Source organism: Saccharothrix texasensis (assembly GCF_003752005.1).
In the GTDB taxonomy this organism is placed as follows: Bacteria; Actinomycetota; Actinomycetes; order Mycobacteriales; family Pseudonocardiaceae; genus Actinosynnema; species Actinosynnema texasense.
Genome location: NZ_RJKM01000001.1, coordinates 3,292,766 through 3,313,847 on the forward strand (window position 1 = coordinate 3,292,766; position 21,082 = coordinate 3,313,847).

At 70.1% G+C, this 21,082-nt stretch carries 20 protein-coding genes, 1 tRNA gene and 2 pseudogenes; 11 read left to right on the top strand and 12 right to left on the bottom strand.

Features of this window, described 5'->3' with window-relative positions:
* Positions 1-107: 107 nt before the first annotated feature.
* From EDD40_RS43510 to EDD40_RS42620, 5 genes and pseudogenes are all read left to right on the top strand, one after another.
* Positions 108-353, top strand: a pseudogene (locus EDD40_RS43510) (VUT family protein); the annotation flags it as partial.
* Positions 354-513: 160 nt separating this feature from the next.
* Positions 514-1,467 (top strand): deazapurine DNA modification protein DpdA family protein, encoded by a 954-nt coding sequence (locus tag EDD40_RS13185; RefSeq protein WP_246037641.1) that lies wholly within the window; start codon positions 514-516, stop codon positions 1,465-1,467.
* A 13-nt stretch (positions 1,468-1,480) separates the two neighbouring features.
* Positions 1,481-1,696 (top strand): helix-turn-helix domain-containing protein, encoded by a 216-nt coding sequence (locus EDD40_RS44800; RefSeq protein WP_425471342.1) that lies wholly within the window; start codon positions 1,481-1,483, stop codon positions 1,694-1,696.
* 71 nt (positions 1,697-1,767) lie between these two features.
* Complete coding sequence (locus EDD40_RS13195; RefSeq protein WP_123743155.1) at positions 1,768-2,976, top strand: tyrosine-type recombinase/integrase; 1,209 nt, start codon at positions 1,768-1,770, stop codon at positions 2,974-2,976.
* Between the two features lie 510 nt (positions 2,977-3,486).
* Positions 3,487-3,683: pseudogene (locus EDD40_RS42620) on the top strand (IS5/IS1182 family transposase); the annotation flags it as partial.
* Here the strand turns inward: EDD40_RS42620 and EDD40_RS13205 are convergent.
* The 11 genes from EDD40_RS13205 to EDD40_RS13255 all read right to left on the bottom strand — a co-directional run bounded on the left by EDD40_RS13205 (position 3,669) and on the right by EDD40_RS13255 (position 15,561).
* The gene (locus tag EDD40_RS13205) at positions 3,669-4,205 is read right to left on the bottom strand and encodes a hypothetical protein (protein ID WP_123743156.1); all 537 of its coding nucleotides are present in this window, start codon (positions 4,203-4,205) and stop codon (positions 3,669-3,671) included. The pseudogene EDD40_RS42620 and the gene EDD40_RS13205 overlap by 15 nt on opposite strands.
* Positions 4,206-4,528: 323 nt before the next feature.
* Positions 4,529-5,854 (bottom strand): PD-(D/E)XK nuclease domain-containing protein, encoded by a 1,326-nt coding sequence (locus EDD40_RS13210; protein ID WP_123743157.1) that lies wholly within the window; start codon positions 5,852-5,854, stop codon positions 4,529-4,531.
* On the bottom strand, positions 5,851-8,112 hold the full coding sequence (locus tag EDD40_RS13215) for an argonaute/piwi family protein (protein ID WP_170185058.1): 2,262 nt from the start codon (positions 8,110-8,112) through the stop codon (positions 5,851-5,853). The genes EDD40_RS13210 and EDD40_RS13215 overlap by 4 nt, the downstream gene beginning before the upstream one ends.
* Positions 8,113-8,801: 689 nt before the next feature.
* Positions 8,802-8,875, bottom strand: a tRNA-Pro gene (locus EDD40_RS13220).
* A 178-nt stretch (positions 8,876-9,053) separates the two neighbouring features.
* Positions 9,054-10,172 (bottom strand): sensor histidine kinase, encoded by a 1,119-nt coding sequence (locus EDD40_RS13225; RefSeq protein WP_246037642.1) that lies wholly within the window; start codon positions 10,170-10,172, stop codon positions 9,054-9,056.
* On the bottom strand, positions 10,166-10,822 hold the full coding sequence (locus tag EDD40_RS13230) for a response regulator (RefSeq protein ID WP_123743158.1): 657 nt from the start codon (positions 10,820-10,822) through the stop codon (positions 10,166-10,168). Before EDD40_RS13230 ends, EDD40_RS13225 begins: the two co-directional genes overlap by 7 nt.
* Positions 10,823-10,871: 49 nt before the next feature.
* The gene (gene der, locus EDD40_RS13235) at positions 10,872-12,278 is read right to left on the bottom strand and encodes a ribosome biogenesis GTPase Der (RefSeq protein ID WP_123743159.1); all 1,407 of its coding nucleotides are present in this window, start codon (positions 12,276-12,278) and stop codon (positions 10,872-10,874) included.
* A complete protein-coding gene (locus tag EDD40_RS13240; protein ID WP_123743160.1) occupies positions 12,275-12,919 on the bottom strand; it encodes a lysophospholipid acyltransferase family protein in 645 nt (214 codons plus the stop codon). Before EDD40_RS13240 ends, der begins: the two co-directional genes overlap by 4 nt.
* A complete protein-coding gene (gene cmk / locus EDD40_RS13245; protein WP_123743161.1) occupies positions 12,916-13,644 on the bottom strand; it encodes a (d)CMP kinase in 729 nt (242 codons plus the stop codon). Before cmk ends, EDD40_RS13240 begins: the two co-directional genes overlap by 4 nt.
* A 458-nt stretch (positions 13,645-14,102) precedes the next feature.
* Positions 14,103-14,387, bottom strand: a complete 285-nt coding sequence (locus EDD40_RS42625; RefSeq protein ID WP_211348169.1) for a hypothetical protein — start codon at positions 14,385-14,387, stop codon at positions 14,103-14,105.
* Positions 14,388-14,454: 67 nt separating this feature from the next.
* Complete coding sequence (locus tag EDD40_RS13255; RefSeq protein WP_123743162.1) at positions 14,455-15,561, bottom strand: DUF1015 family protein; 1,107 nt, start codon at positions 15,559-15,561, stop codon at positions 14,455-14,457.
* A 19-nt stretch (positions 15,562-15,580) separates the two neighbouring features.
* Here EDD40_RS13255 and EDD40_RS13260 point away from each other — a divergent pair, with 19 nt between their 5' ends.
* The 5 genes from EDD40_RS13260 (at position 15,581) to EDD40_RS13280 (ending at position 19,910) form a co-directional block, all read left to right on the top strand.
* The gene (locus EDD40_RS13260) at positions 15,581-16,063 is read left to right on the top strand and encodes a cation:proton antiporter regulatory subunit (RefSeq protein WP_170185059.1); all 483 of its coding nucleotides are present in this window, start codon (positions 15,581-15,583) and stop codon (positions 16,061-16,063) included.
* Positions 16,064-16,068: 5 nt separating this feature from the next.
* Positions 16,069-17,253 carry a cation:proton antiporter gene (locus EDD40_RS13265; RefSeq protein ID WP_123743163.1) on the top strand — a complete coding sequence of 395 codons (1,185 nt, stop codon included), beginning with the start codon at positions 16,069-16,071 and terminating at the stop codon, positions 17,251-17,253.
* Between the two features lie 139 nt (positions 17,254-17,392).
* Positions 17,393-18,595: a S8 family serine peptidase gene (locus EDD40_RS13270; protein ID WP_123743164.1), complete on the top strand. Its 1,203-nt coding sequence runs from the start codon at positions 17,393-17,395 to the stop codon at positions 18,593-18,595.
* Positions 18,596-18,614: 19 nt separating this feature from the next.
* A complete protein-coding gene (locus EDD40_RS13275; protein ID WP_123743165.1) occupies positions 18,615-18,839 on the top strand; it encodes a hypothetical protein in 225 nt (74 codons plus the stop codon).
* Between the two features lie 147 nt (positions 18,840-18,986).
* Positions 18,987-19,910 carry a mechanosensitive ion channel family protein gene (locus EDD40_RS13280; RefSeq protein ID WP_123743166.1) on the top strand — a complete coding sequence of 308 codons (924 nt, stop codon included), beginning with the start codon at positions 18,987-18,989 and terminating at the stop codon, positions 19,908-19,910.
* A gap of 230 nt (positions 19,911-20,140) precedes the next feature.
* Here the strand turns inward: EDD40_RS13280 and EDD40_RS13285 are convergent, their stop codons facing one another.
* Complete coding sequence (locus EDD40_RS13285; RefSeq protein ID WP_246037643.1) at positions 20,141-20,443, bottom strand: DUF6401 family natural product biosynthesis protein; 303 nt, start codon at positions 20,441-20,443, stop codon at positions 20,141-20,143.
* A gap of 124 nt (positions 20,444-20,567) precedes the next feature.
* Between EDD40_RS13285 and EDD40_RS13290 the strand changes: the two genes are divergently transcribed.
* Positions 20,568-21,026, top strand: coding sequence for a DUF6319 family protein (locus EDD40_RS13290; RefSeq protein WP_246037644.1), 459 nt, complete (start codon positions 20,568-20,570; stop codon positions 21,024-21,026).
* The last annotated feature ends 56 nt before the right edge of the window (positions 21,027-21,082 follow it).

The following is a 21,082-nucleotide window of genomic DNA, read 5'->3' on the forward strand; positions in this document are numbered from 1 at the left end:
CACCGCGCCGCGTGGTGTCCAGGATGGCGGTGCTGGCCGGATACCTGCTGGCGGTCGTCGCCGCGAACATCGCCTCGGTCCACTGGCCGCCGTGGACCGTCGGCGGGATGCTCGTGCCGGCGGGCACGCTGTTCGTCGGGATCGGGCTGACCCTCCGCGACCTGGTGCACGACCGGTGCGGAGCCTGCGGCGTCACGGCGGGCATCATCGCCGGCGCCGGATTGTCGGCCGTGTTCGCCTCGCCGCGGATCGCGGTGGCCTGCGTCGTCGCGTTCACCGTCTCCGAGGCCCTCGATACTCTCGTCTACACCCGGCTGCGCCACCGCACACGGACCGGGGCGGTCGCGGCGTCCAACATGGCCGGGCTGGTGGTCGACAGCGTGCTGTTCGTGCCGCTGGCCTTCGGCGGCTTCGCCGCCTTGCCCGGTCAGATCACGGGCAAACCGTCGCCACGATCCTCACTCTGGCCGCCCTGCACACCACCCAGCGTCGGCGCCGGCGGACGGCGCGGACATGAAGTTCTACCTCGGCACCCACCAACCGGGCTGGTTGGCCCGCGACCTCGGCGTGCCGCTCCTGGTCAGCCACCGCCGCCTGGCCGGGCGCCGAACCCTCCCCCGAGCCACTACAGGATGGGCACTGGACTCGGGTGGGTTCACCGAACTGTCCCTGCACGGCCACTGGCGCACTGACGCGACCGCCTACGCCGTCGCCGTCCGCCGCTACGCCACCGAGATCGGCCACCTCGACTGGGCCGCACCCCAGGACTGGATGACCGAACCCCACGTCCTGGCCCGCACCGGACTGAGCCTGCATACCCACCAACACCGCACCGTCACCAACTACCTCCGACTGCGCGACCTCGCACCCGACCTCCCGATCATCCCCGTCCTGCAAGGACAATCCGCCGACGACTACCACCGCTGCGCCGATCTGTACGAACGACACGGCATCGACCTCGCCGCGCTGCCCCTGGTCGGGGTCGGCAGCGTCTGCCGACGACAGCACACCGCCGACGTCGAACGCATCATGCGGTCACTGGCCGCACGCGCGCTGCGCCTGCACGGCTTCGGCGTCAAGCTCACCGGCCTCGCCCGTTACGCCGACACCATCACCAGCTCCGACTCGGCGTCCTGGAGCCTCACCGGCCGCTACACCACCGGCTGCACACCCACCCACCGCAGCGAATCCAACTGCCTGCGCTTCGCCCTGGCCTGGCACAACCGCGTCCTGCAGACCCTCACACCGGACACCGACCCACGAGAACCTCAACCGGATCCCTCGCGAGGACACCATGAGCACCCCACGACGCGTCCCCGGACGCCTACGCCCTCACACCCCGCTGACACCCGCCCCGCCGACCACCGACCCGCCACCGGCCCCCACCCGCCCACCGGCAATCCCCGAACCGGTCGAACGTGTCGACCCGGTCGTCGCCCGGAACGCCCCGCAACCCGACACCGGTGACACCACACCGATCCTGTACACCCCTGAACAGGCCGCCACGATGCTCCAGGTCCGCCCGTCCTGGCTGCGCAGACGCGCCGCAGCCCGGGCCGTCCCCTGCCGTTTCCTCGGCAAACACCTCCGCTTCGCCAAACAGGACATCGAAGACATCGCCGCCACGAGCCGCCAATCACCCCGAATGCCCGCCGCCGCGGTAACCCGATACGGGAATCCGTCACGACGCGCTTGAACGCCTCGTACACACAATGCATCCATATGTCCGTCAAACCAATCGCACCCACACCGTCGAAGGAACTTGCGATGGCCTATGCGGAAAAATCCGGGAAGAACACCTGGCGTGTCCGGTACCTGTGCGAGGACGGCACTCTCGGGTCACGCTCGGGATTCACGAGTAAGGGCGACGCCGAGGAGGAGGCGCGTCGGATAAACCGGGAGAACAGCGGCGGACGCACCATCGACCCGGCCACCGGCCGAAGGCCCTTCGGCGAATGGGTCGAACCGTGGTTCGGCTCCATCGACGTCGCCCGCACCACCCTCGCCCAATACCGCAGCCTCACCCGCAACCACATCGTCCCCCGCTGGGGCACCGTCCCGTTCGACGCCGTCGGGAACCTCGCCGCACACACCTGGGCCGCCCAACTCCGCGCCGCCGGACTGGCCCACAGCACCGTCAAGACCATCATGAAGCTGTTCAACATGATGCTCGCCGACGCCGCCGACGAAGGCATCATCGACGCCAACCCCGTCCGCCCCCGACGTCGAGGCCGACGCCGCCACCACCGCGTCCGCGAGATCATCTGGGTCACCCCGGAACAACTCCTGCACATCGCCTTGCAAGCCGCGACGCTCGTCGGCGACTGGGCCGGAGTCCTCCTGATCAGCGCCGCCTACACCGGCGCGCGCTGGGGCGAACTCGCCGGTCTCCAACGCGCCAACACCCACCTCGACGACGGCTGCTTCGTCGTCGACCCTGACATCGGCGCCCTGCACGAGGTCGACGGCACCCTCGAACTCGGACCACCCAAAACCGCCGAATCCGCCCGCACCGTCAGCCTCCCGCCGTTCCTGATCGACCTGTGGCGCGCACACCTCGACACCCACGACCACCCACACGTCTTCGTCACCGCCGAACAACAACTGCTCCGCCGCTCCAACTTCTCCCGCCGCGCCATGCGCCCCTCCGCCGACGGCAACCACCACCGCACCGACCCACCCGTCCGAGTCCACCCCGTCAAACGCGGACTCACCTTCCACGGCCTACGCCACAGCCACAACACCTGGATGATCGCCGACGGCATCCCCGACGTCGCCCGCGCCCGCCGCCTCGGCCACAAACTCCCCGACAAAATCCAACAGATCTACGCCCACGTCGCACCCGAAATCGAAACAAAACTCCTCGAATGCCTCCAGCGGCGATGGAAGACCGCGCTTACCGGCCTTCTTCAAAAACCCGGAGGTGTACCGGGCAATGACCCGCACACGCGGGCGCTGCTCCGGCCCGTTGTCTGATCGACCGGAGAATGGCACGAACCGATTTCGGAACGGAAGAGCGACCCTCGACACGGGGTCACGGTCGGGGATTCGAATACCGCACAAGCCGAGGGTCGCCTGCCGATAGCCCATCCCGTAACACCCGCAATTCCCACCGCTCCGTGCTGTGCCCAACGCCCGGAAGACCTCTTGTCTGGGACATCCGCGACGATGCCCGACGGGACGTTTTCGCCTATCTGGGCTACTACAACCACGATCGTCTACATTCGACACTCGACTACCGGACCCCTCACGAAGTCCGCGTCGGCTATCGTCAAGGCCTCGCCCTCATAGCATGAAATCCGGTGTCCGGTCTCCAGAGACAACCTCATGACCGCTGTTCGTGTCGATGATGTCCGGTGCGTCGATGCGGCACGGAGTGTGGTCCACTTCCGGGCCGCATGACATGGACGTTCCTTGCTGCCATGAAGTCGCGCAGGACAGCCGAATGAATCGTCTGTCTCATATAGACATTCTAGGCGATGGCGAACCGCGATCGTCTAGGTGTTGACCAGCGGTGTGGGCGGCGGGAGTTGCCGCCGTCGTTCGGTGTCACCGTGCCGACCGCGCATCGGCGGTTCACGCAGTGGACCGGACCGGCGTTGTGGCGGCGGTTGCACCAGGCCGTGTTGGACGAGCCCGGCTCGAAGGGCGACTGGTCGCGGGCGATCTCAGACGCCGCCTCGGATCCGGGCGCTGACCGCGACGCTGGAACCACAGCACAAGGTCCTCGGCAACACCCGTCCCGACACCGTCCGGACCCGCGTCATCCTGGCCTCGGTCCTCACCACCCAGGGCAAGTTCGACGCCGCCGACACCAAATTCCACACCACCCTCACGATCCAGAAGAACGTGCTGGTGGAGCGCATCCCGATGCCCTGGACACCCGAAGCCGACTCGCCGTCGCCCTGCGGGCACGCGACCGCCTCAACGAAGCCGAAGCGAAGTTCCGCGACGTACTGGACCAGCAGGTCACCATCCTGGGCGTTGTCGAGGATCTCGTCGGCGATCTTGGTCCAGACGAAGGTTTTCGGGTCCTGGTTCCAGGCTTCGACGTCGGCTTCGAGTTCAGCGACGAGCGTCGGCGGTACGGGTTCGGGACCAGCTACGCCAGGAGAGTCAGCAGTTGCAGGGCGGCCGGGCCCTTTCGGCCAGGGCGTCGAAGGCCGGTGACCACGACGCCGCCACCGACACCGACGCCTACCCACCGGTCGGGTCCGCGCGGCTCAGGATCTCGTGGGTGCGGGATTCGAGCAGTTCCAGGTGGGCGTGTGGAGTGAGGCCGTCGGCACGCAGGCCGCGGCCTGGTCCAGCGCCGAGGGCAGGTGCCTTAACGCCGTCGTCACCGCCACCGTCTTCTCGTCGCCGAGCCTGGGACCCTGCCGCCGAGGAAGCGGTGGACTCGTCCGCGGTCAACCCGTCGACGGTGACTGGGTCGGCCACGGTGCCCCAGGACAGTGCCGGGAGGTGATCACCACCCGCACGTCGCCGCCGGGTAGCAACGGCGCGGGCCGCACTGGGGTGTTCGGCGTTATCGAACACCCGGAGCGCCCGCTCGCGCCGCCGTAATCCGCCCAGCACCCGCGCGACGGCCACCCCGACCCATGGCTTTCCGATCGTCTGCTGACGGAAGCACCCCCGGGCGAGACACGATGATCACGTCGGCGATCCCAGGGAGATCGATCAACGCGCGACGTGTCTCGTCGTGATGCTCGGTGGAACACGAGTCGTCGTAGATGAAGACGATGATCTCCCGGTAGCGCTCGTTGTCCTTGAGGTAGCCGACCGAGTCGATGATCACCTCCTGCTCCACGTCCTTGAAGTCGCTTTTGCCGCGCACGAACTTGGCCTCGATGAACAGCCCAAGGCTGGGCAGCGCGAAGTCCGCGCGGTAGGCGCTGTGGCCGAGCTTCGGCAGGTTCTCCTCGTCGACCACGTCATCGAAGATCGCGCGGAGCATAATCCACAAGATGGCCTGCACCTCGCGTTCGGCGTCGACCCGCCACCACTTGGGGTCCTTGAGCTCGGCGGAGTCCCACACCCATCGCTTCATCGCGGGAGGAAAACGCCTGAGCGCCTGGCTCACCTGGGGGACGCTGATCACCAACTGGTCCGCGCTGGCCGTAGCCACCCCTTCGGCGAAGTTCAGCCACAAAGCGGCATGCCGTACCTCCAGCTCAGCGGGATCAGTGCGTAGAAATGCGTGCATGGCCCGCTGCTGTGCGGCGCGTAGCTCCTCCGGGGTGTCCGTGGCCACCCCGGTGCCGGAGGCGAGCAGGTAGAACGCCGCGACGAGCGCATGGTCGGCCAGCCCCGCCAACGCCGGCAACGAGGCCGGTTCACCGGTGAGCTCAGCGAGGACGTGCTGATGCATCAGATCGAGCCACGGGTCGTTGGGTTCTCTCATCGGGTGGTTGAGCGCCTTCTGTAGCCAGCTCAGGAACCGCGGCACGCGGTCCTGCACCGCCCGCGCGGCGAGGTGCAGCCCGAGGACGATTCCTGCCGAGTACAGCGGGGTCACTCGGTCGCCTGGGTACGGATCACGCCCGGCCAGACCTTCAAGCCCGTGCACCAGCACGTCGGCGAAGACCGGAAGCCGTGTCGGCTGGGCCGTCGCGACATACCCCAGCACGGCGAGCGCGGGCGCGTCTTCCAATCGGTTCACGTTCGCCGCGAGCCAGGCGTCGAGGTCTGGTTCGACGTGCCATCGAATTGACGTGCCGTCGCCGAGGATCTGCCTGGCGAACATGCCGTGCAGGCTGCCCGGCGTGTTCTCGGTGTCGATCCAGCGCTGGAACGCTCTGAGCTGCGTGCTGAAGAGCAACTGCCCGGTAGTCGTGTCATCAGGTCCGGTCACAGGAACCACCTGCTGTAGCGCAGCTTCCCGAAGATTACGTCGGAGTTCCAGTTCGTCACGTGGCGCAGCTTGCCCAGCAAGCCGGCGATGAGGTCGGAGTACAGGATGGTCACCGGCTTCGTCGAGGGGTACGGTCTCCGCCAGGACATCGCCGTGAACCTGAAGAGCTGTCCGGCCAGGTAGTCGATGTCGGTGAACGTGGACTCGCGGTGCAGCTTGAGCTGCAAAGGCTTCGGCGCGCCCTGCGACTCGCTCTTCATCTCTCGCGGTCCCTTGACCGTCACCAGCATCTCACTCTTGCTGATCGGCACGGCGAAACCGCGTCGTGCCACGTACTTCCCCTTGCTCCCCTTCCCCGCGCTGACCCCCCTGGCGTTCTCGTCGAGGATCATCCACGGGTGGTCGTCGACGACAGTCACGAACGCGAACTCGACGCCGGCGAAGTCCGCCGTCAAACCCTCCACAAGCTCCTTGATGGCTTGGGCCTCTTCGTCTTTCAGGAGTTTGAAGACGTGGAAGACCAGCCGGATGAAGTCGTTGGACTTCCACCCCTGGCGCCCCTTGATTTCGGTGAGGCACGCCCGCAGGGCGTCCTGCAGCGCCTTCGGATACTGCTCGTACGGCGCCTCCCTGGACACGTTCGACACGAGGTAGGTGCCGTCGGAGTTGAAGACGGTGGTGATCCCGACGACGCGCTCCCCCTTGCCCAACCGGTCCTCGAACACCTGCGCGCTGCCGATGCCGAAGATCAGCTCCCGCCTGGTCGGCTGGCCGTTGTCCTTGATCGCGAACGGCGTCCCGCCCAGTTTGGCGTAGACGGCGAGCGCCATCGTGCTCAGCGGGTAGGCGATGCCAGGGCTGTCCGTGATGTTCTCGACCTGGAACTCCTGGACCGCGATCGACTGGCTCATGAAGGTCGACTTGGACACCAGATAGGGACTCTCGTTGCCCGTCAGGTGCTCCTGGGCAGCGCTGGTAAAGACGAACGCGAGGTCGATCTTCTCCTTGGCCTCCAGCGCACTCAGGCAGGCGCGCTTGTAGGCGCTCGCGTCCTGCACATCGCCGTCGAAGACGATGAGGGTGAAGGTGCAGTCGGTCAGGCGAAACTTTCGGACGAACCCTTCGGGGAACGCGGATGAACTGCGGACACCGTCGCGAAACCTGGTGAGAAAGGTCTCCACACGGCCTTGGAACTGGCGGGGAACCACCACGGCGATCGTCGGCGCTTTCGGGGTGAACGACTCCGTGTCGAAAGGACCGAACTTGTTCAGCCCGGCTTCCGGGTACCGATCCGTCTTGTCCCCCGACTGGTCGAACACGAAGGTCGGCTCGCTCAAGGTGCGAACGTGCGGATGCTGGCTGCCCTTCAACCGCAGCGGCCTGGCCAGGTGCGCCGTCATCCCGGCCGCGACGTCGAGCGGTCCGAGGTCCAGCAATGCGTTCGCGATCTTGTCCGTGTCCGCGATGCGCCGCTCCGCGTTGTTGAACGCGGCGATCTTGCCGTCCAGCGCGACCAGATCACGCTCGAACGACCGCCCGCACGCCTTCCGGAGCACTGTCTGGAAGTTGCCCAGATTGGACTCGATCCACGTGCGCGCCGCGTCGAGCTTCACCTCGCCCTCCCGCGACTGCACAAGCAGCTTGCCGTCGACCACATCGGTCACCCGGCCGACCAGCTTGCGCCGCGCGTGTGCGTCCTGGGACGGCCAGGCACGCGCCGACTCCGACTCCGCCAGCACGTAGACCCCGACCACCGGAACGCCACGTCGCAACAGGACGTCCACGGGAAGATCAATCTCATAACGGACCTTCCTCCCGATCACCACGCCGGGGTACTCGCGTGGCCCGCTACGGCGGACGTCCAGCGAGTACTCCGGATACACGTGCAACCTGTCGATGCCCCGGCCCAACGCCTGCTCCACTAGGTCCTTGCCGGCCAGCCGTGACACGAAGCGCACTGGGTACTCACGCCTGAGCAGGTACTTCCACTCCACTGTGAGGATGCGCCTGAGGCACTCTTCGAGCAGCCGGGTCTGCAGCAGCACGTCACGCACGGTGGAGGCGATCACCCTGCGCTCGCCGATCTGTTCGGCGCCCTGTGCCAGTGGAACGCACACAACGTCGTTTCGATCCCGGACGACCACATGAGACTCGCGGAGCCGACTGCGGAGATCCTCAAGGTGACCTGCCGACTCGTAGGGCAGCACACCGGCAACCACCTGCCCTGCGAACCGGATTGGCAGGAAGTTGGTGAACAACAACGGACCCCCACGGCCCGCTGATACTGAACGATCTCCGGAGTACCCCATCACCTGAGGCTACGACGTCACCCCGACAATTTTTGGGCCCCTCGACGGCCACCTCGCAGCAGGAGCTGACTGTCCGCACCGACCTTCGCCGGTGCGGACAGACCTACTCAATGATCTCGGGAACCAGTGCGAACCAGACTTCCCACCTGATAGAAGGGCCTCAGGAGCATCCGGCGCCGGGAACATTTACCGTCTCGCTGGGCAGCACCTAGGCGTCCAACAGCGACTGAGGCGCCCTACCCCGGACCGCCCACAGGAGTCGCAGCGCCATGCCGTCGGCACCACGGCGATCGCCGGACGCCTGCGACCCCCTCAGTTTGCGTCCGATCGCGTCGGTTCAGGTCGCCGGGCGGCCGTATCGGCAGGTCAGGGCGCGTTCAGGACGCTCGGCGCACAGTGGAAGCGATTCACCCCAACGGGTGGCGTTTGGCGTCGGTTGGCGGGATTCACCCGTTTGGGACGACCCCATTTGGCGTTGGTCAAAGATCTGGAGCGCCCCGCTCCTGATTTCGCTCCTGAACAGCGTTCACCAAGATCGCAAAGTTACCGTCCCGTGACCAGGTGAAGATCAACACCGATGCACGAAAAAGCCCGCTGACCTGGGCAAACATCCAGATCGAGCGGGCTTCTTCAGACCGTCGGGACGACAGGATTTGAACCTGCGACCCCTTGACCCCCAGTCAAGTGCGCTACCAAGCTGCGCCACGTCCCGGCCGCACCCCCGTTTGTGGGGTGCGCGGATAGCTTAGCGCACCCCAGACAGGCCCCCGACACGGCCCCCCAGATCCGCCGATCAAGCGGTCTACCTGGGGATATGGCAGGGGCCCGCCGGTGGCGGGCCCCTGGTCCCCTCGGTGTCGCCCGTCCCCCGGTTCGACGCCTCGGGACCACTATGCGTTCGCCGGGTTTCGTGCACTACCGCCGAAAGTCGAGTCATCTGCGTCAACTTTCGACGGACCCGTCGGTAGGGTCGCGTCGACGGTGAAGCCGCCGTCCGCGTGCGCGGTGGTGGTGAGGGTTCCTCCGGCTTGGGTGACGCGTTCCTTCAGGCCGTGCAGTCCGTGGCCGCCTTGGTCCGACTGCGTCGGCGGGGTTGTGGGGCGGGTGTTGGTCACCGTCACGCGCAGCCGTCCATCCTCTTGCGACAGTCGCACGTGGACGGGGGCGGTGGGGGCGTGTTTGGTGACGTTGGTCAGGGCTTCTTGCACTACGCGGTAGGCGGCGCGGCCGGTGGCCGGTGCCGGTGGGTGGTCGCTCCGGTCCTCGAAGCGGACGGTCAGGCCGGCTGACCGCGCGCGGTCGATGAGGGGTTCGATGCCGTCGTAGCCGGGGCTCGGCTCGGTGTTGAGCAGGCCCAGGGCGGCACGCATCTCGGCCAGGGCTTCTTTCGCCGACGCACGCAGGCGCAGCGCGGTGTCGCGGGTCTTGGCGTCCTCGGTGGTGGCGGCCAGGGCGGCTGCCTCCACGGCGATGAGCGTGGCGTGGTGGCCCACGGCGTCGTGGATCTCGCGGGCGATCCGGGCGCGTTCCGACGCACGGGCGCCGGCCTCGCGGGCCTCCACCTCGGCGGTCCGCGCCCGTGACGCCTCGGCGAGGCTGGCGGTCAGTTCGCGCCTGGTGGTGATCAGGGCGCCGAGGGCGGTCGGCGCGCCGGCCATGAAGAGGCTGAACGCGAAGGTCAGGAGCGCGGCGCCGGGGGGCAGGCCTTGGCTGACGACGACCAGCGTGGAGGGCAGCGCGGTCGCCAGCGCCACCCACGTGATCATCACCGGCACGGTGGACTTGCGGCCGATGCGGTAGAGGGCGACGACGGTGGGTGGCAGGCCCAGGCCGCCCACCAGGCCCGGCAGGCACGCGAGGGCCGCGACCCACGGCCATCGACGGCGCACCGGCAGCAGCGCGCACGCCGCCAGCGCCGTCGGGATCGACCAGGCGTACGGGACGTGGTCGGCCAGCAGGACCATCGCGGCGGGCACCAGGACGGCCAGGACTTCCAGGACGATCACCACGTGCCCACCTGGTGGGCGACGAGGGCGGCTTGGACGCGGTTCTCGACGCCGAGCTTCGTGAGCACGGTGGACACGTAGCTCTTCACCGTCGCCTCGCTCAGGCCGAGGGACGCGGCGATGGCGCTGTTCGGCTGGCCGCTCGCGAGGAGTCCGAGCACTTGCCGCTCGCGTGCGCTGAGGCCGTCGAGCTGCGGGCTGCGCCGCAGTCGGGCGGCGCGCATCCTGGGCAGCAGCCGGGCGGTGATCCGGGGGTCGAGCACAGCTCCCCCGGCGGCCAGGTCGAGCACGGCGCGCACCAGGGCGTCCGGCTCGGCGTCCTTGAGCAGGAAGCCCTGGGCACCGAGCTCGAGCGCCGTGGCGACGTAGTCGTCCAGGTCGAACGTCGTCAGCACGGCCAGCGCGGGCGGGTCGGGCCAGGCGAGCAGCGCCCGCAGCGCGGCCAGCCCGTCCATGCCCGGCATCTGCACGTCGACGAGGGCGACGTCCGGCCGGTGCCGGCGGACGGCGTCCAGCAGGCCGGCGCCGTCCGCGGCTTCCGCCACGACCTCGACCCGGCCGTCCGCTTCCAGCAGGACCTTCAGCCCTCGACGGAGCAGCGCTTCGTCATCGGCGAGGACCAATCGCGCCGGCACGACGCCAGGCAACAGCATTCCGCCTGCCGGAGCAACCTGCCGCGACGAACGGCCCCCGTCCGGCGGATCACTTCTTCGTGCGCTTCTCCCGCACGCGCACCGAGATGCGCACCGGGCTGCCCTGGAAGTCGAACTCCTCGCGCAGCCTGCGTTCGATGAACCGCCGGTACCCGGCCTCCAGGAAACCGGTGGTGAACAGCACGAACGTCGGCGGGCGGGTGCTGGCCTGGGTGGCGAACAGGACCTTCGGCTGCTTGCCGCTGCGCACCGGGGGCGGGGTGGCGGCGATCAGGTCGGTCAGCCACGAGTTCAGCTGCCCGGTCGGCACGCGGGTGTCCCAGGACTTCAACGCGGTCCGCAGGGCGGGGGCGAGCTTGCGCACCGCGCGTCCCGTCAGGGCCGAGATGTTCACCTTCTCCGCCCACGGGACCCGGACGAGGCCGCGTTCCAGCTCGCGCACCATGGCGTGGCGCCGGTCCTCGTCCACGAGGTCCCACTTGTTGAACGCCAGCACGCACGCCCGCCCGGAGTCCACGACCATGGTCAGCACCCGCAGGTCCTGCTCGCTGATCGGCTCGGACGCGTCCAGCAGCACGATCGCCACCTCGGCGGACTCGATCGCGGCCTTCGTTCGCAGGGAGGCGTAGTACTCGGCGCCGGAGGCGAAGTTGACGCGCTTGCGCAGGCCGGCGGTGTCGACGAACCGCCACATCTCGTCGTCCAGCTCGACCAGCGAGTCGACCGGGTCGACGGTGGTGCCCGCGACGTCGTGCACGACCGACCGGTTCTCCCCGGTGAGGCGGTTGAGCAGGGACGACTTGCCGACGTTCGGCCGGCCGACCAGGGCGACCCGGCGGGGGCCGCCGCGGACGGCCTCGAAGGTTTCGCGCGGCGTCTCGGGCAGGGCTTTGAGGATCGCGTCGAGCATGTCGCCGGAACCGCGGCCGTGCAGGCCGGAGACGGGGATCGGCTCGCCGAGGCCGAGTGACCACAGTGACGCGACCTCGGACATCAGCCGTTCGTCGTCGACCTTGTTCGCGACCAGCAGCACGGGCCGCTTGGACCGGCGCAGCAGCTTGACGGCGGCCTCGTCGTTGGTGGTCGCGCCGACGGCGGCGTCAACGACGAACAGGATCGCGTCGGCGGTGGCCATGGCCAGTTCCGCCTGGGCGGCGACGGCGGCCATCATGCCGACCGCGTCGGGTTCCCAGCCGCCGGTGTCGACGACGGTGAACTTGCGGCCGTTCCACAGCGCGTCGTAGGCGACCCGGTCGCGGGTCACGCCGGGCACGTCCTGCACGACCGCTTCACGTCGGCCGATGATGCGGTTGACCAGGGTCGACTTGCCGACGTTCGGCCGGCCGACCACGGCCAGCACGGGCGTGGGCGGCGTGCCGCCCTCCTCGCCTTCCACCGTCTCGTCGAACGCGGTCCAGTCGGACTCGTCCGCCCAGGTGCCGTCCAAGTCCGTCATGTGACTTCTCCTCGCTGGCTGTCGAGCTCGGCCACCAGCGTGGCCAAGCGGTCGCGGACCTGCTCGGTGGCCTTCACGAGCGCCTGGCGACCTTTGTCGCTCGGCAGCTCGAACGGCTCACCCACGAGCACGTCCACCACGGGCCGGAACCGCCGTCGGGTTCCGGCCGGGCGCAGGGTGCCCCGGCACGCGACGGGCACGACGACCGCGCCGGTCGAGCGGGCGAGCCACGCGGCGCCCGCCTGCGCCTCGGCCACGTCGCCCGTGCCGCGGGTGCCCTCGGGGAACACGCCGACCACGCCACCGGCTCGCAGCACCTTCTGCGCGGCGAGCAGCGGCGCCCGGTCGGGCGCGCCGCGCCGCACGGCCAGCTGGCCGATCTTGCGCAGCAGCGTGCCCGCCACGCCCTTGAACATCTCCTGCTTGATCAAGAAGACCACACGTCTCGGCAGCAGGCCGAAGAGGATCGGTCCGTCGACCATCGAGCTGTGGTTGGCCACGAAGACCACGGGGCCTTCGAGCGGGATCCGGGAGATGCCGCGCGCCCGGACGCGGAACCCCGACCGCAGTGGCACGCGCCCGATCCACCGGCCGACTTCGTGCAGCCAGGGCGACGCCCCCTCGGGGAGCTGTCCGGTCACCCGCGCACCCGTCCGCTCGGCTGGGCCAGCAGCCCGTGGGCGTCGACCAGGTCGAGCAACGCGGCCAGCGTGCCCGGGAGGTCCAGGGACGTGGTGTCGAGCACGACCGCGTCCTCGGCGGCGCGCAGGGGCGACACCGCGCGTGACGAGTCGTAGGCGTCCCGCCGCTGCACGTCGGCGAGGGTGGCGTCCAGCGTGGACTCGCGACCGGACGCGCTGTCCTGCTTGGCGCGGCGTTGGGCGCGGGCTTCGGCGTCCGCGGTGAGGTAGACCTTGAGTGGCGCGTCGGGGACGACGGCGGTGCCGATGTCCCGGCCTTCCACGACGATGCCGCCCGCCTCGTCCAGCGCTTGGGCGATGATCCGGCGCTGTTCGGCGACGAGCAGCTCGCGCACCGCGGGCACCGCCGACACCGGTGACACGGCCAGTGTCACCTCGGGGCCGCGGATCTCCGCGCCGACGTCGGCGCCGTCGAGGTGGGTGGTCGAGCGGTCCGGGTCGGTGCCCTGCACGACGAGCGCGGCGGAGGCGACGTCGGCGACCACGCCGGTGTCGGCGAGGTCGACGCCGGCGCGCAGCACGGCCAGCGTGACCGCGCGGTACATCGCGCCGGTGTCGAGGTAACGCGCGCCCAGCGTGGCCGCGAGGCGGCGCGCCGCAGAGGACTTGCCGGTGCCGGACGGCCCGTCGAGGGCCACCACGCCACGCAGCTCACCGTGTTCCACGGGGTTTCCTCCTCAACGCGACGACGGTCGTCGGCCTCCAATTGTGCCTGGTGTGGCCCGTCACACCCGCATCAGGTGGCCAGTCCTCGCCTCGGTCGACGGGCGGCTCCCGCCCGGTCGCGCCGGATGTGCCGGTAGGGGCGGGAAGAGCGCGGTCGCGGCGACCTCGTCCGACGTGACCGGGCGACGTGACCGGGCGACGTGCCGGCGTGCGGGTCGTGGCGTCGGCGGGCGGTCGCGCAGCGCCACCTCGACGGCCGCGCCTCGCCGTCGGGCGCACCGGACCGCCGGAGATCGGCACGACACCGCGCGGCGACCTCGACCAGCGCCGGGCGGTGGGCTCGACCAGCGCCGACGACTCTTCGACGCCCTCGCTCCGCAGGGGTCCTCGCCCAGGGGACCCCTGCTTTTATCCTGCCACAGGGGTCTGACAATTCCGCCGCCTCAGTTCCTGCGCCTCAGTTCCTGCGCCGGACCCGGCTCGCGGTCGTCGTGGACCGGTCGAACGGGCGGAGCCGGAGGGCGCTGGAATACCTGCTGGACCACCTGTCGGCGTGCTCGGTCGACCACGGCGGCGGAGGCTTCGTCGCCCGCGGCCCGGCGACCACGCCGTCGACGTCGGCCGCGGGCCGGTTCCGGCCCAGCTTCCCCTTGGCTTCGACGCGGGTGATGGCCACTTCGACGCGGGCCGGGTGCCCGCGCAGCACCCCCGACTCCCTCGTCGTGGACGAACGGCAGTACATCTCACCAGCATGTTCCGCATCAGTGGCATGCTGAAAGGTCCACTCACCACAAGTCCGGGAGGGCTACTCACGCCAGGTCGGCGAGCAGCAGACCGCTGCGCGGCTTGGGCGTGAAGTAGGTGCTCTTGCGCGGCATCCGGCCGCCCGCCTCGTGCACGGCCAGCACGTCCGCCAGCGGCACGGGGGCGATCAGCAGCACGGCGTCCACGCCCTCGGTGGGCGCCTCGCCGGTCACCGGGCGCACGTGCGGGCTCTCCGGGTCCAGGCCGAGCGCCTCGCCCAGCAGCACGGTCTCGACGAGCGCGTGGTCCACGCCGGCGGACGGCAGCTCGACGCGCACCGCGGACGACCCGGCCACCGCGACCACCACGCCGGGCGACGGGCGGGTCGCCGCGTCGACCGGTGTCACCGCCAGCCCGTGCGCGCGCCACGCGACCGCCATGTCCGCCAGTGACAGCCCGGTGCCCGCCAAGGCCCGGTGGATCGGCCCGATCCGCAGGTCCGGACCGGCGGTGACCAGCGCCAACAACCCTGACAGGCTGGCTGACGCCGCGACCCGGTGGTTGCCGTCGGCGACCATCAACGGGTGCTCGCCCGCGGCTCGCAGCAGGGCGTCCTGCCGCTCCCCCGGGCCCACCAGCCACAACCAGTGGCGCCGGCCACCGGGGTCGACGACGGACACGGCGGGCTCGTCGTCCACCTCCGCCACGAGCCGCGTCAGCCGGACCTCGCGGGCCACCGGCACCAGCATCGCGGCGCTCGTCACACAGCCGAGGCCGGACAGCACGCGGGCGCGTTCGGCGACGACGTCCGGGTACACGTCCTCGGTGTGCCCGACCGCGGCCGGGTCGACCAGGCACAGCAGCCCGTGGGCGGTGCCGTCCGGGCCGTCCACCCGGTACGGCGCGACCACGTCCCGCACCTCCCGGTAGGCGGTGCGCCGCAGGTGGGCGAGTTCGGCGACGGCGTGCGGCAGGGCGTCGAGCAGCGAGGACCCGGCGGCCAGCGCGGCGGGGGTGCGGTGCGGGTGCTGCACGGCGAGCAGCGTGCCGGGGCGGGCGCGGGCCAGGGCGGCGACGACGCGTTCGGGCTCGGCGAACTCGTCCACGTCCGGGCCGGGCACCTGGTCGCGAACCACCCAACCGCGACTTATCGCCCGAACACGTGTACGCATTCGTCTAGGATCACATGCTGTGAACGTCGAGGTGACGCCGCTTCCGGGGATCGGCACCCGTCAGGACTTCATGATCCGCGCGGGCCGTCGGATCGGGGTGATCACCCACCGTGACGGCAAGTTCGAGCTGATCGTCTCGTCGTTGGACGATCCCGACGACTGCACGGCGTCGATACCGCTGACCCCCGCCGAGGCCAGCACCCTCGCCGGGCTGCTCGGCTCGCCGCAGCTCGTCGCGCACCTGCAGGAGCAGCACCGCGAGGTGGCGGGCATCTCCACCAAGCAGTTCCCGATCGTGCCCGGCTCCCGGTTCGACGGCAGCCCGCTGGCCGAGACCGAGCTGCGCACGCGCACCGGCGCGTCCATCGTGGCCGTCGTGCGCGCGGGTTCGGTGCACCCGTCGCCGCGCCCGGACTTCGTCTTCGGCGGCGGCGACCTCGTGGTCGTGGTCGGCACGGCGGACGGCCTCGGCGCCGCGGCCGAGCTCCTGGGCGGTGGCTGAACACCTTGCACAGCACCGCACTCGCACTGATCCAACTCGGCGCGGTCTTCTTCGGGCTGGGTCTGCTCGGCAAGATGGCGTGGCGGATCGGCATCTCCCCGATCCCGCTCTACCTGATCGGCGGCCTGGCCTTCGGGCAGGGCGGCCTGGTGCCGTTGCACGGCATCGAAGCGTTCACGCACATCTCCAGCGAGATCGGCGTGATCCTCCTGCTGCTGCTGCTCGGCCTGGAGTACTCGGCCGCCGAGCTGGTGACGGGCCTCAAGCGGTCGTGGACGGCCGGGCTCTTGGACATCGTGCTGAACGCGACGCCGGGCGTGATCGCGGCGCTGATCCTGGGCTGGGGTCCGCTCGGGGCGCTGGCGATGGGCGGCGTCACCTACATCTCGTCGTCCGGGATCATCGCGAAGGTCCTCGGGGACCTGGGCCGGCTGGGCAACCGGGAGACCCCGGTGGTGCTGTCGGTGCTGGTGTTCGAGGACCTGGCGATGGCGGTGTACCTGCCGATCCTGACGGCCGTGCTGGCGGGTGTGAGCTTCGCCGGCGGGTTGACCGCGGTGGGCATCTCGCTGGCCGCGATCACGGTCGTGCTGGTGATCGCGCTGAAGTTCGGCCGGTACGTGTCGGCGCTGGTGGACAGCCCCGACCCGGAGGTGTTCCTGCTCAAGGTGCTCGGCGCGGCGCTGCTGGTCGCCGGGGTGGCCTCGGAGCTGCAGGTGTCGGCGGCGGTGGGCGCGTTCCTGCTCGGCATCGCCATCTCGGGGTCGACGGCGGAGAACGCCACCCGGATGCTGGAGCCGCTGAGGGACCTGTTCGCGGCGATGTTCTTCGTGGTGTTCGGCCTGAACACCGATCCGGCGTCGATCCCGCCGGTGTTGGCGCTCGCGGTGGCGCTGGCCGTGGTGACGACGCTGACGAAGGTCGCCACCGGGTGGTGGGCGGCTCGGCGGCAGGGCATCGGGCGGATGGGTCGGGCGCGGGCGGGGGCGGCGCTGGTGGCGCGCGGCGAGTTCTCGATCGTGATCGCGTCGTTGACGGTGGCGTCCGGTGCGGTGGACCAGCAGCTGGCGGCGTTGGCGACGGCTTACGTGCTGCTCATGGCGGTGCTGGGCCCGGTCGCGGCGCGGGTCGTCGAACCACTGGCCAAGAAGTTCACCCGAAAGCGTGGTACGGCTCCGGCGGCCGCCTGACCTGTATCTCTTCGGGTGCTGACGGCTCCACTACGGCATACGAACACGCTCGGGCTCGCGGCCAACTCTTCCGGCCGATTGAGCCAGGGCGTGCTCCGGGGTTACACCTGACTGCCGTCCAACCCCGAAGGGGGTCGTCATGTCACAACCAACGGACGCCGAAACCACCGGCCGCTACCTCGTGCTCCTCGACGACAAGTCGGTCGCGGCGGGCGCGCGGGAGATGAACCGGGTCGCCGGGATCAGCGCGGCGAGCACCGCGGACTCGGCCACGAGGGCCGAGCTGGCCGCCGCCGACGGCGTCATCTTCCAGGACCTCGGCATCGCCGTGGTCAACGCGACGCCGGACCAGGTCCAGCAGCTGACCCGGGCCGTCGACGCGCCGGGCCCGATCTCCGTGGTCGAGGCCGAACGGGTCGTGCACGCCTACACCGCGCCGCCGGACACGGGTGTCGACCAGGCCGCGGCGCCCGCCGTGGACGAGTCCGTGTTCACGTGGGGCTTGCAGGCCGTCGGCGCGAGCATCAGCTCCGCCACCGGCAAGGGCGTGCGCATCGCCGTGCTCGACACCGGTTTCACCGTCGCGCACCCCGACTTCGCGGGCCGCGCCGTGATGACGCAGTCGTTCATCGCCGGTGAGACGGTGGACGACGCCCACGGCCACGGCACGCACTGCATCGGCTCCGCCGCGGGCCCGCGCAAAGCCGCCAGTGGCGGGCCCGGGTACGGCGTGGCGCACGAGGCCGAGGTCTACGCGGGCAAGGTGCTGTCGAACCAGGGCAGCGGCTCCGACAGCGGCATCCTGGCGGGCATCGAGTGGGCCATCGCCAACGGCTGCGCGGTCGTCTCGATGTCGCTGGGCGCGAGCGTGCGGCCGGGCACGCCGTACTCGCAGGTCTTCGAGCAGGCCGCCACGCGCGCCATGGCCAAGGGCACGTTGATCATCGCGGCGGCGGGCAACGAGAGCAACCGGCCGGGCAAGGTCGCGCCGGTCGGGCACCCGGCCAACTGCCCGTCGATCCTGTCCGTCGGCGCGGTGGACGTGCAGCGGGCCATCGCGTTCTTCTCCTGCGGGACGGTCGACAGCGTGGGCCAGGTCGACATCGTCGGCCCCGGTGTGGACATCTACTCCAGCTGGAACAAGGACGACGGCGGCTTGGGCCCGCACAAGCGCATCCAGGGCACGAGCATGGCCACGCCGCACGTCGCGGGGGTCGCGGCGCTCATCGCGGAGAAGCACAACGCGCGCGGGTGGGAGCTGTGGGCGCGGTTGGCGCAGACCGGTCGTCGACTGGGCTTGCCTTCCACGGACGTGGGTGCAGGATTGGTGCAAGCTCCCTGAGCCCCTGACGGAGGCGCCCGTGGACAAGGTCGTGGTCTCGGTCGCCGACGACAGCGCGGCGAACCTGCCGGCCGTCGTCTCGGCGTTGCGCGACGCCGGGATGGTGGTCGAGCAGGTGCTGGAGGGGTTGGGCGTGGTCACCGGGTCGGTCGCGCCGGGTGTGGGCGACCTGCTCGGCGCCGTGCCCGGTGTCGCGCACGTGGAGGTGGACCGGACGGTCCGCCTGCCACCGGACGGGTCGTGACGCCCGTCCCCTCCGGCCTGACCTGACCAGGGCGTTTCACAGTGCACCGGATCGGCGTCACCCGGTCGGGGGACAACAGGTTTGGTGTGGCCACCTCGGGTAGCCGGTTGCTGGAGACGAACCGGTCGTCCGAGGAGGTCGTAGACGATGGAAACCCTGCTCGCCGTGCAGACGGCGCAGGCTCAAGGCATCGGTGACGCCACCGGTGACGCCCTGCGCAACGTGGTGACCTTCCTGCCGAAACTCGTCGGGTTCATCGTCGTGCTGCTCATCGGGTGGATCGTCGCCCGGGTGCTGCGCGCGGCGGTGCACAAGCTGCTGGGCCGCCTGCACTTCGACCGCGCCGTGCAGCGCGGCGGGCTCGGCGACGCGATGGCGCGGTCCAAGTTCGACGCCTCGGGACTGGTCGCGCAGATCGTCTACTACGCCGTGCTGCTGATCGCGTTGCAGATCGCGTTCGGGGTCTTCGGCTCGAACCCGGTGAGCACCCTGTTGACCGAGATCGTCGCCTGGTTGCCGCGGGCGATCGTGGCGATCGTGATCATCGTGGTCGCCTTCGCCGTCGCGCGGGCCGTGCAGGACATCGCCACGCGTGCGCTCGGCGGGCTGTCCTACGGGCCGACGCTCGGCAAGGCCGCCTCGTGGTTCATCATCGCGCTCGGCGTGATCGCGGCGCTGAACCAGATCGGCGTCGCCACCACCGTCACCACCCCGATCCTGATCACCATCCTGGCCACGGTCGGCGGTATCGCGGTCATCGGTGTGGGCGGTGGCCTGATCAAGCCGATGCAGCAGCGGTGGGAGGGCTGGCTGACGAAGGCCGAGAACGAGGCGCCGCAGGCCAAGGCCCAGGCGGAGGCCTACCAGCGCGGCCGTGAGGACGTCCAGCGGACGGCTCAGGGCGTGTCGCCGGCCGAGCAGACCACCCGGATGAGCGAGACGCCGGCGCACGCGGCGAGCATGCCGACGCCGCCGGTCGGCACCCCGGTGCAGCCGGGACCGTCCACCGTCCAGCCGACCCGACCGGTCCAGCCGCACCCGGGCCAGTTCCCGCCCGGCGAGCAGCGCTGACCTCCACCGCCGGCGGCGCAACCGCCACCGGCTGAACGCCTCACCCGAACGCTACGCAGGGGTCCTCGCCCAGGGGACCCCTGCTTTTATTTTGCCGGCGACCACCGACAACAACGGCCGGCTGATCCCGTATATGTGGAAATGCGGGAGTGAACCGGTCGATGTGACCGGCTCGATCGGCCCGCTCGGAGTGGGCGCGGTCAGGCTCGGCGGCGTGAGGGATCCGGGGGTCAGGCTTCGAGTGCCGGCTCGTCACGCCGGGCGAGGTGGCAGACGGAGGCCAGTCTCAGCGTCAGCCAGTCCGCGTTCGCCCAGTCCACGATCGCCGGCGGTGTCCAGCCGTGCGCCTGCGCCTCGTCGAGCACGCCCTTGGCGTACCCGGCCAGCAGCACCGCGCCGGCGACCGCCGCCGCGGGCACGCCGAACGCGAGGATGTCGCGCACCGCCGCGCCGTGCTGGTCGATCGCCGCCAGCACCCCGGGCGCCAGGACGCCAGGCGCCAGCACCGCCGCGACACCGAGTTCGTCGCTCAACCGGTCCAAGAACCGGCGAGCGGGGAAGTCCCTCCAACCACTCACAAGGCCGACACCCTACGCTGTGCGGGGCAATCGACCCACCATCGAACACGTGTTCTATGATCACGCCGGGTCGAGCCGGATGCGCAGAGAGGAAAACGAGAACGTGCAGGCGGACACGCTCGTGGAGCAGGAAGAGACGGTGGACGCCGAGGCGCCCGCCGCACCCGTGCAGCAGGAGGTCGCACCCGTGGCACAGGCAGAGCAGGCCGAACAGCCCGCGGAGGCCGAGGCCAAGCCGGTGAAGCGGCCCAAGTCGACGGCCAAGAAGACCCGCACGGTCGAGCTGACGCTGACCGTCACCGGGACCGCCGACGGCGAGTGGCAGGCCGACCTGGTGCACGGCACCAAGCGGGTCGTCCAGGGCCTGGCCATCTCGGCCGCGGCGGTGTCGCGGGCGGCCAAGGAGCTGCACGACGACATCGCGGGCGGCATCGACGAGGTCATCGAGACGGCCCGCGCCCAGCACCGCACGCGGATGGAAGAGCTGGAAGCCGAGCTCGCGAAGGTCAAGGCCGCGCTGGCCGAGCTGAGCGACTGATCCCACTGCCGAACGGGTGCCGTGCCGTGAGCAACGGCACCCGTTCGGCGCGTCCC

Excerpts from the sequence above, each read along its gene's own strand:
- EDD40_RS13185 (WP_246037641.1), top strand. The coding sequence starts at position 514 with ATGAAGTTCTACCTCGGCACCCACCAACCGGGCTGGTTGGCCCGCGAC.
- EDD40_RS42625 (WP_211348169.1), bottom strand. The coding sequence starts at position 14,387 with ATGTACTGCCGTTCGTCCACGACGAGGGAGTCGGGGGTGCTGCGCGGG.
- der (WP_123743159.1), bottom strand. The coding sequence starts at position 12,278 with ATGACGGACTTGGACGGCACCTGGGCGGACGAGTCCGACTGGACCGCG.
- EDD40_RS13290 (WP_246037644.1), top strand. The coding sequence starts at position 20,568 with ATGCGCAGAGAGGAAAACGAGAACGTGCAGGCGGACACGCTCGTGGAG.
- EDD40_RS13270 (WP_123743164.1), top strand. The coding sequence starts at position 17,393 with ATGTCACAACCAACGGACGCCGAAACCACCGGCCGCTACCTCGTGCTC.
- EDD40_RS13280 (WP_123743166.1), top strand. The coding sequence starts at position 18,987 with ATGGAAACCCTGCTCGCCGTGCAGACGGCGCAGGCTCAAGGCATCGGT.
- EDD40_RS13195 (WP_123743155.1), top strand. The coding sequence starts at position 1,768 with ATGGCCTATGCGGAAAAATCCGGGAAGAACACCTGGCGTGTCCGGTAC.
- EDD40_RS13255 (WP_123743162.1), bottom strand. The coding sequence starts at position 15,561 with ATGCGTACACGTGTTCGGGCGATAAGTCGCGGTTGGGTGGTTCGCGAC.
- EDD40_RS13230 (WP_123743158.1), bottom strand. The coding sequence starts at position 10,822 with ATGCTGTTGCCTGGCGTCGTGCCGGCGCGATTGGTCCTCGCCGATGAC.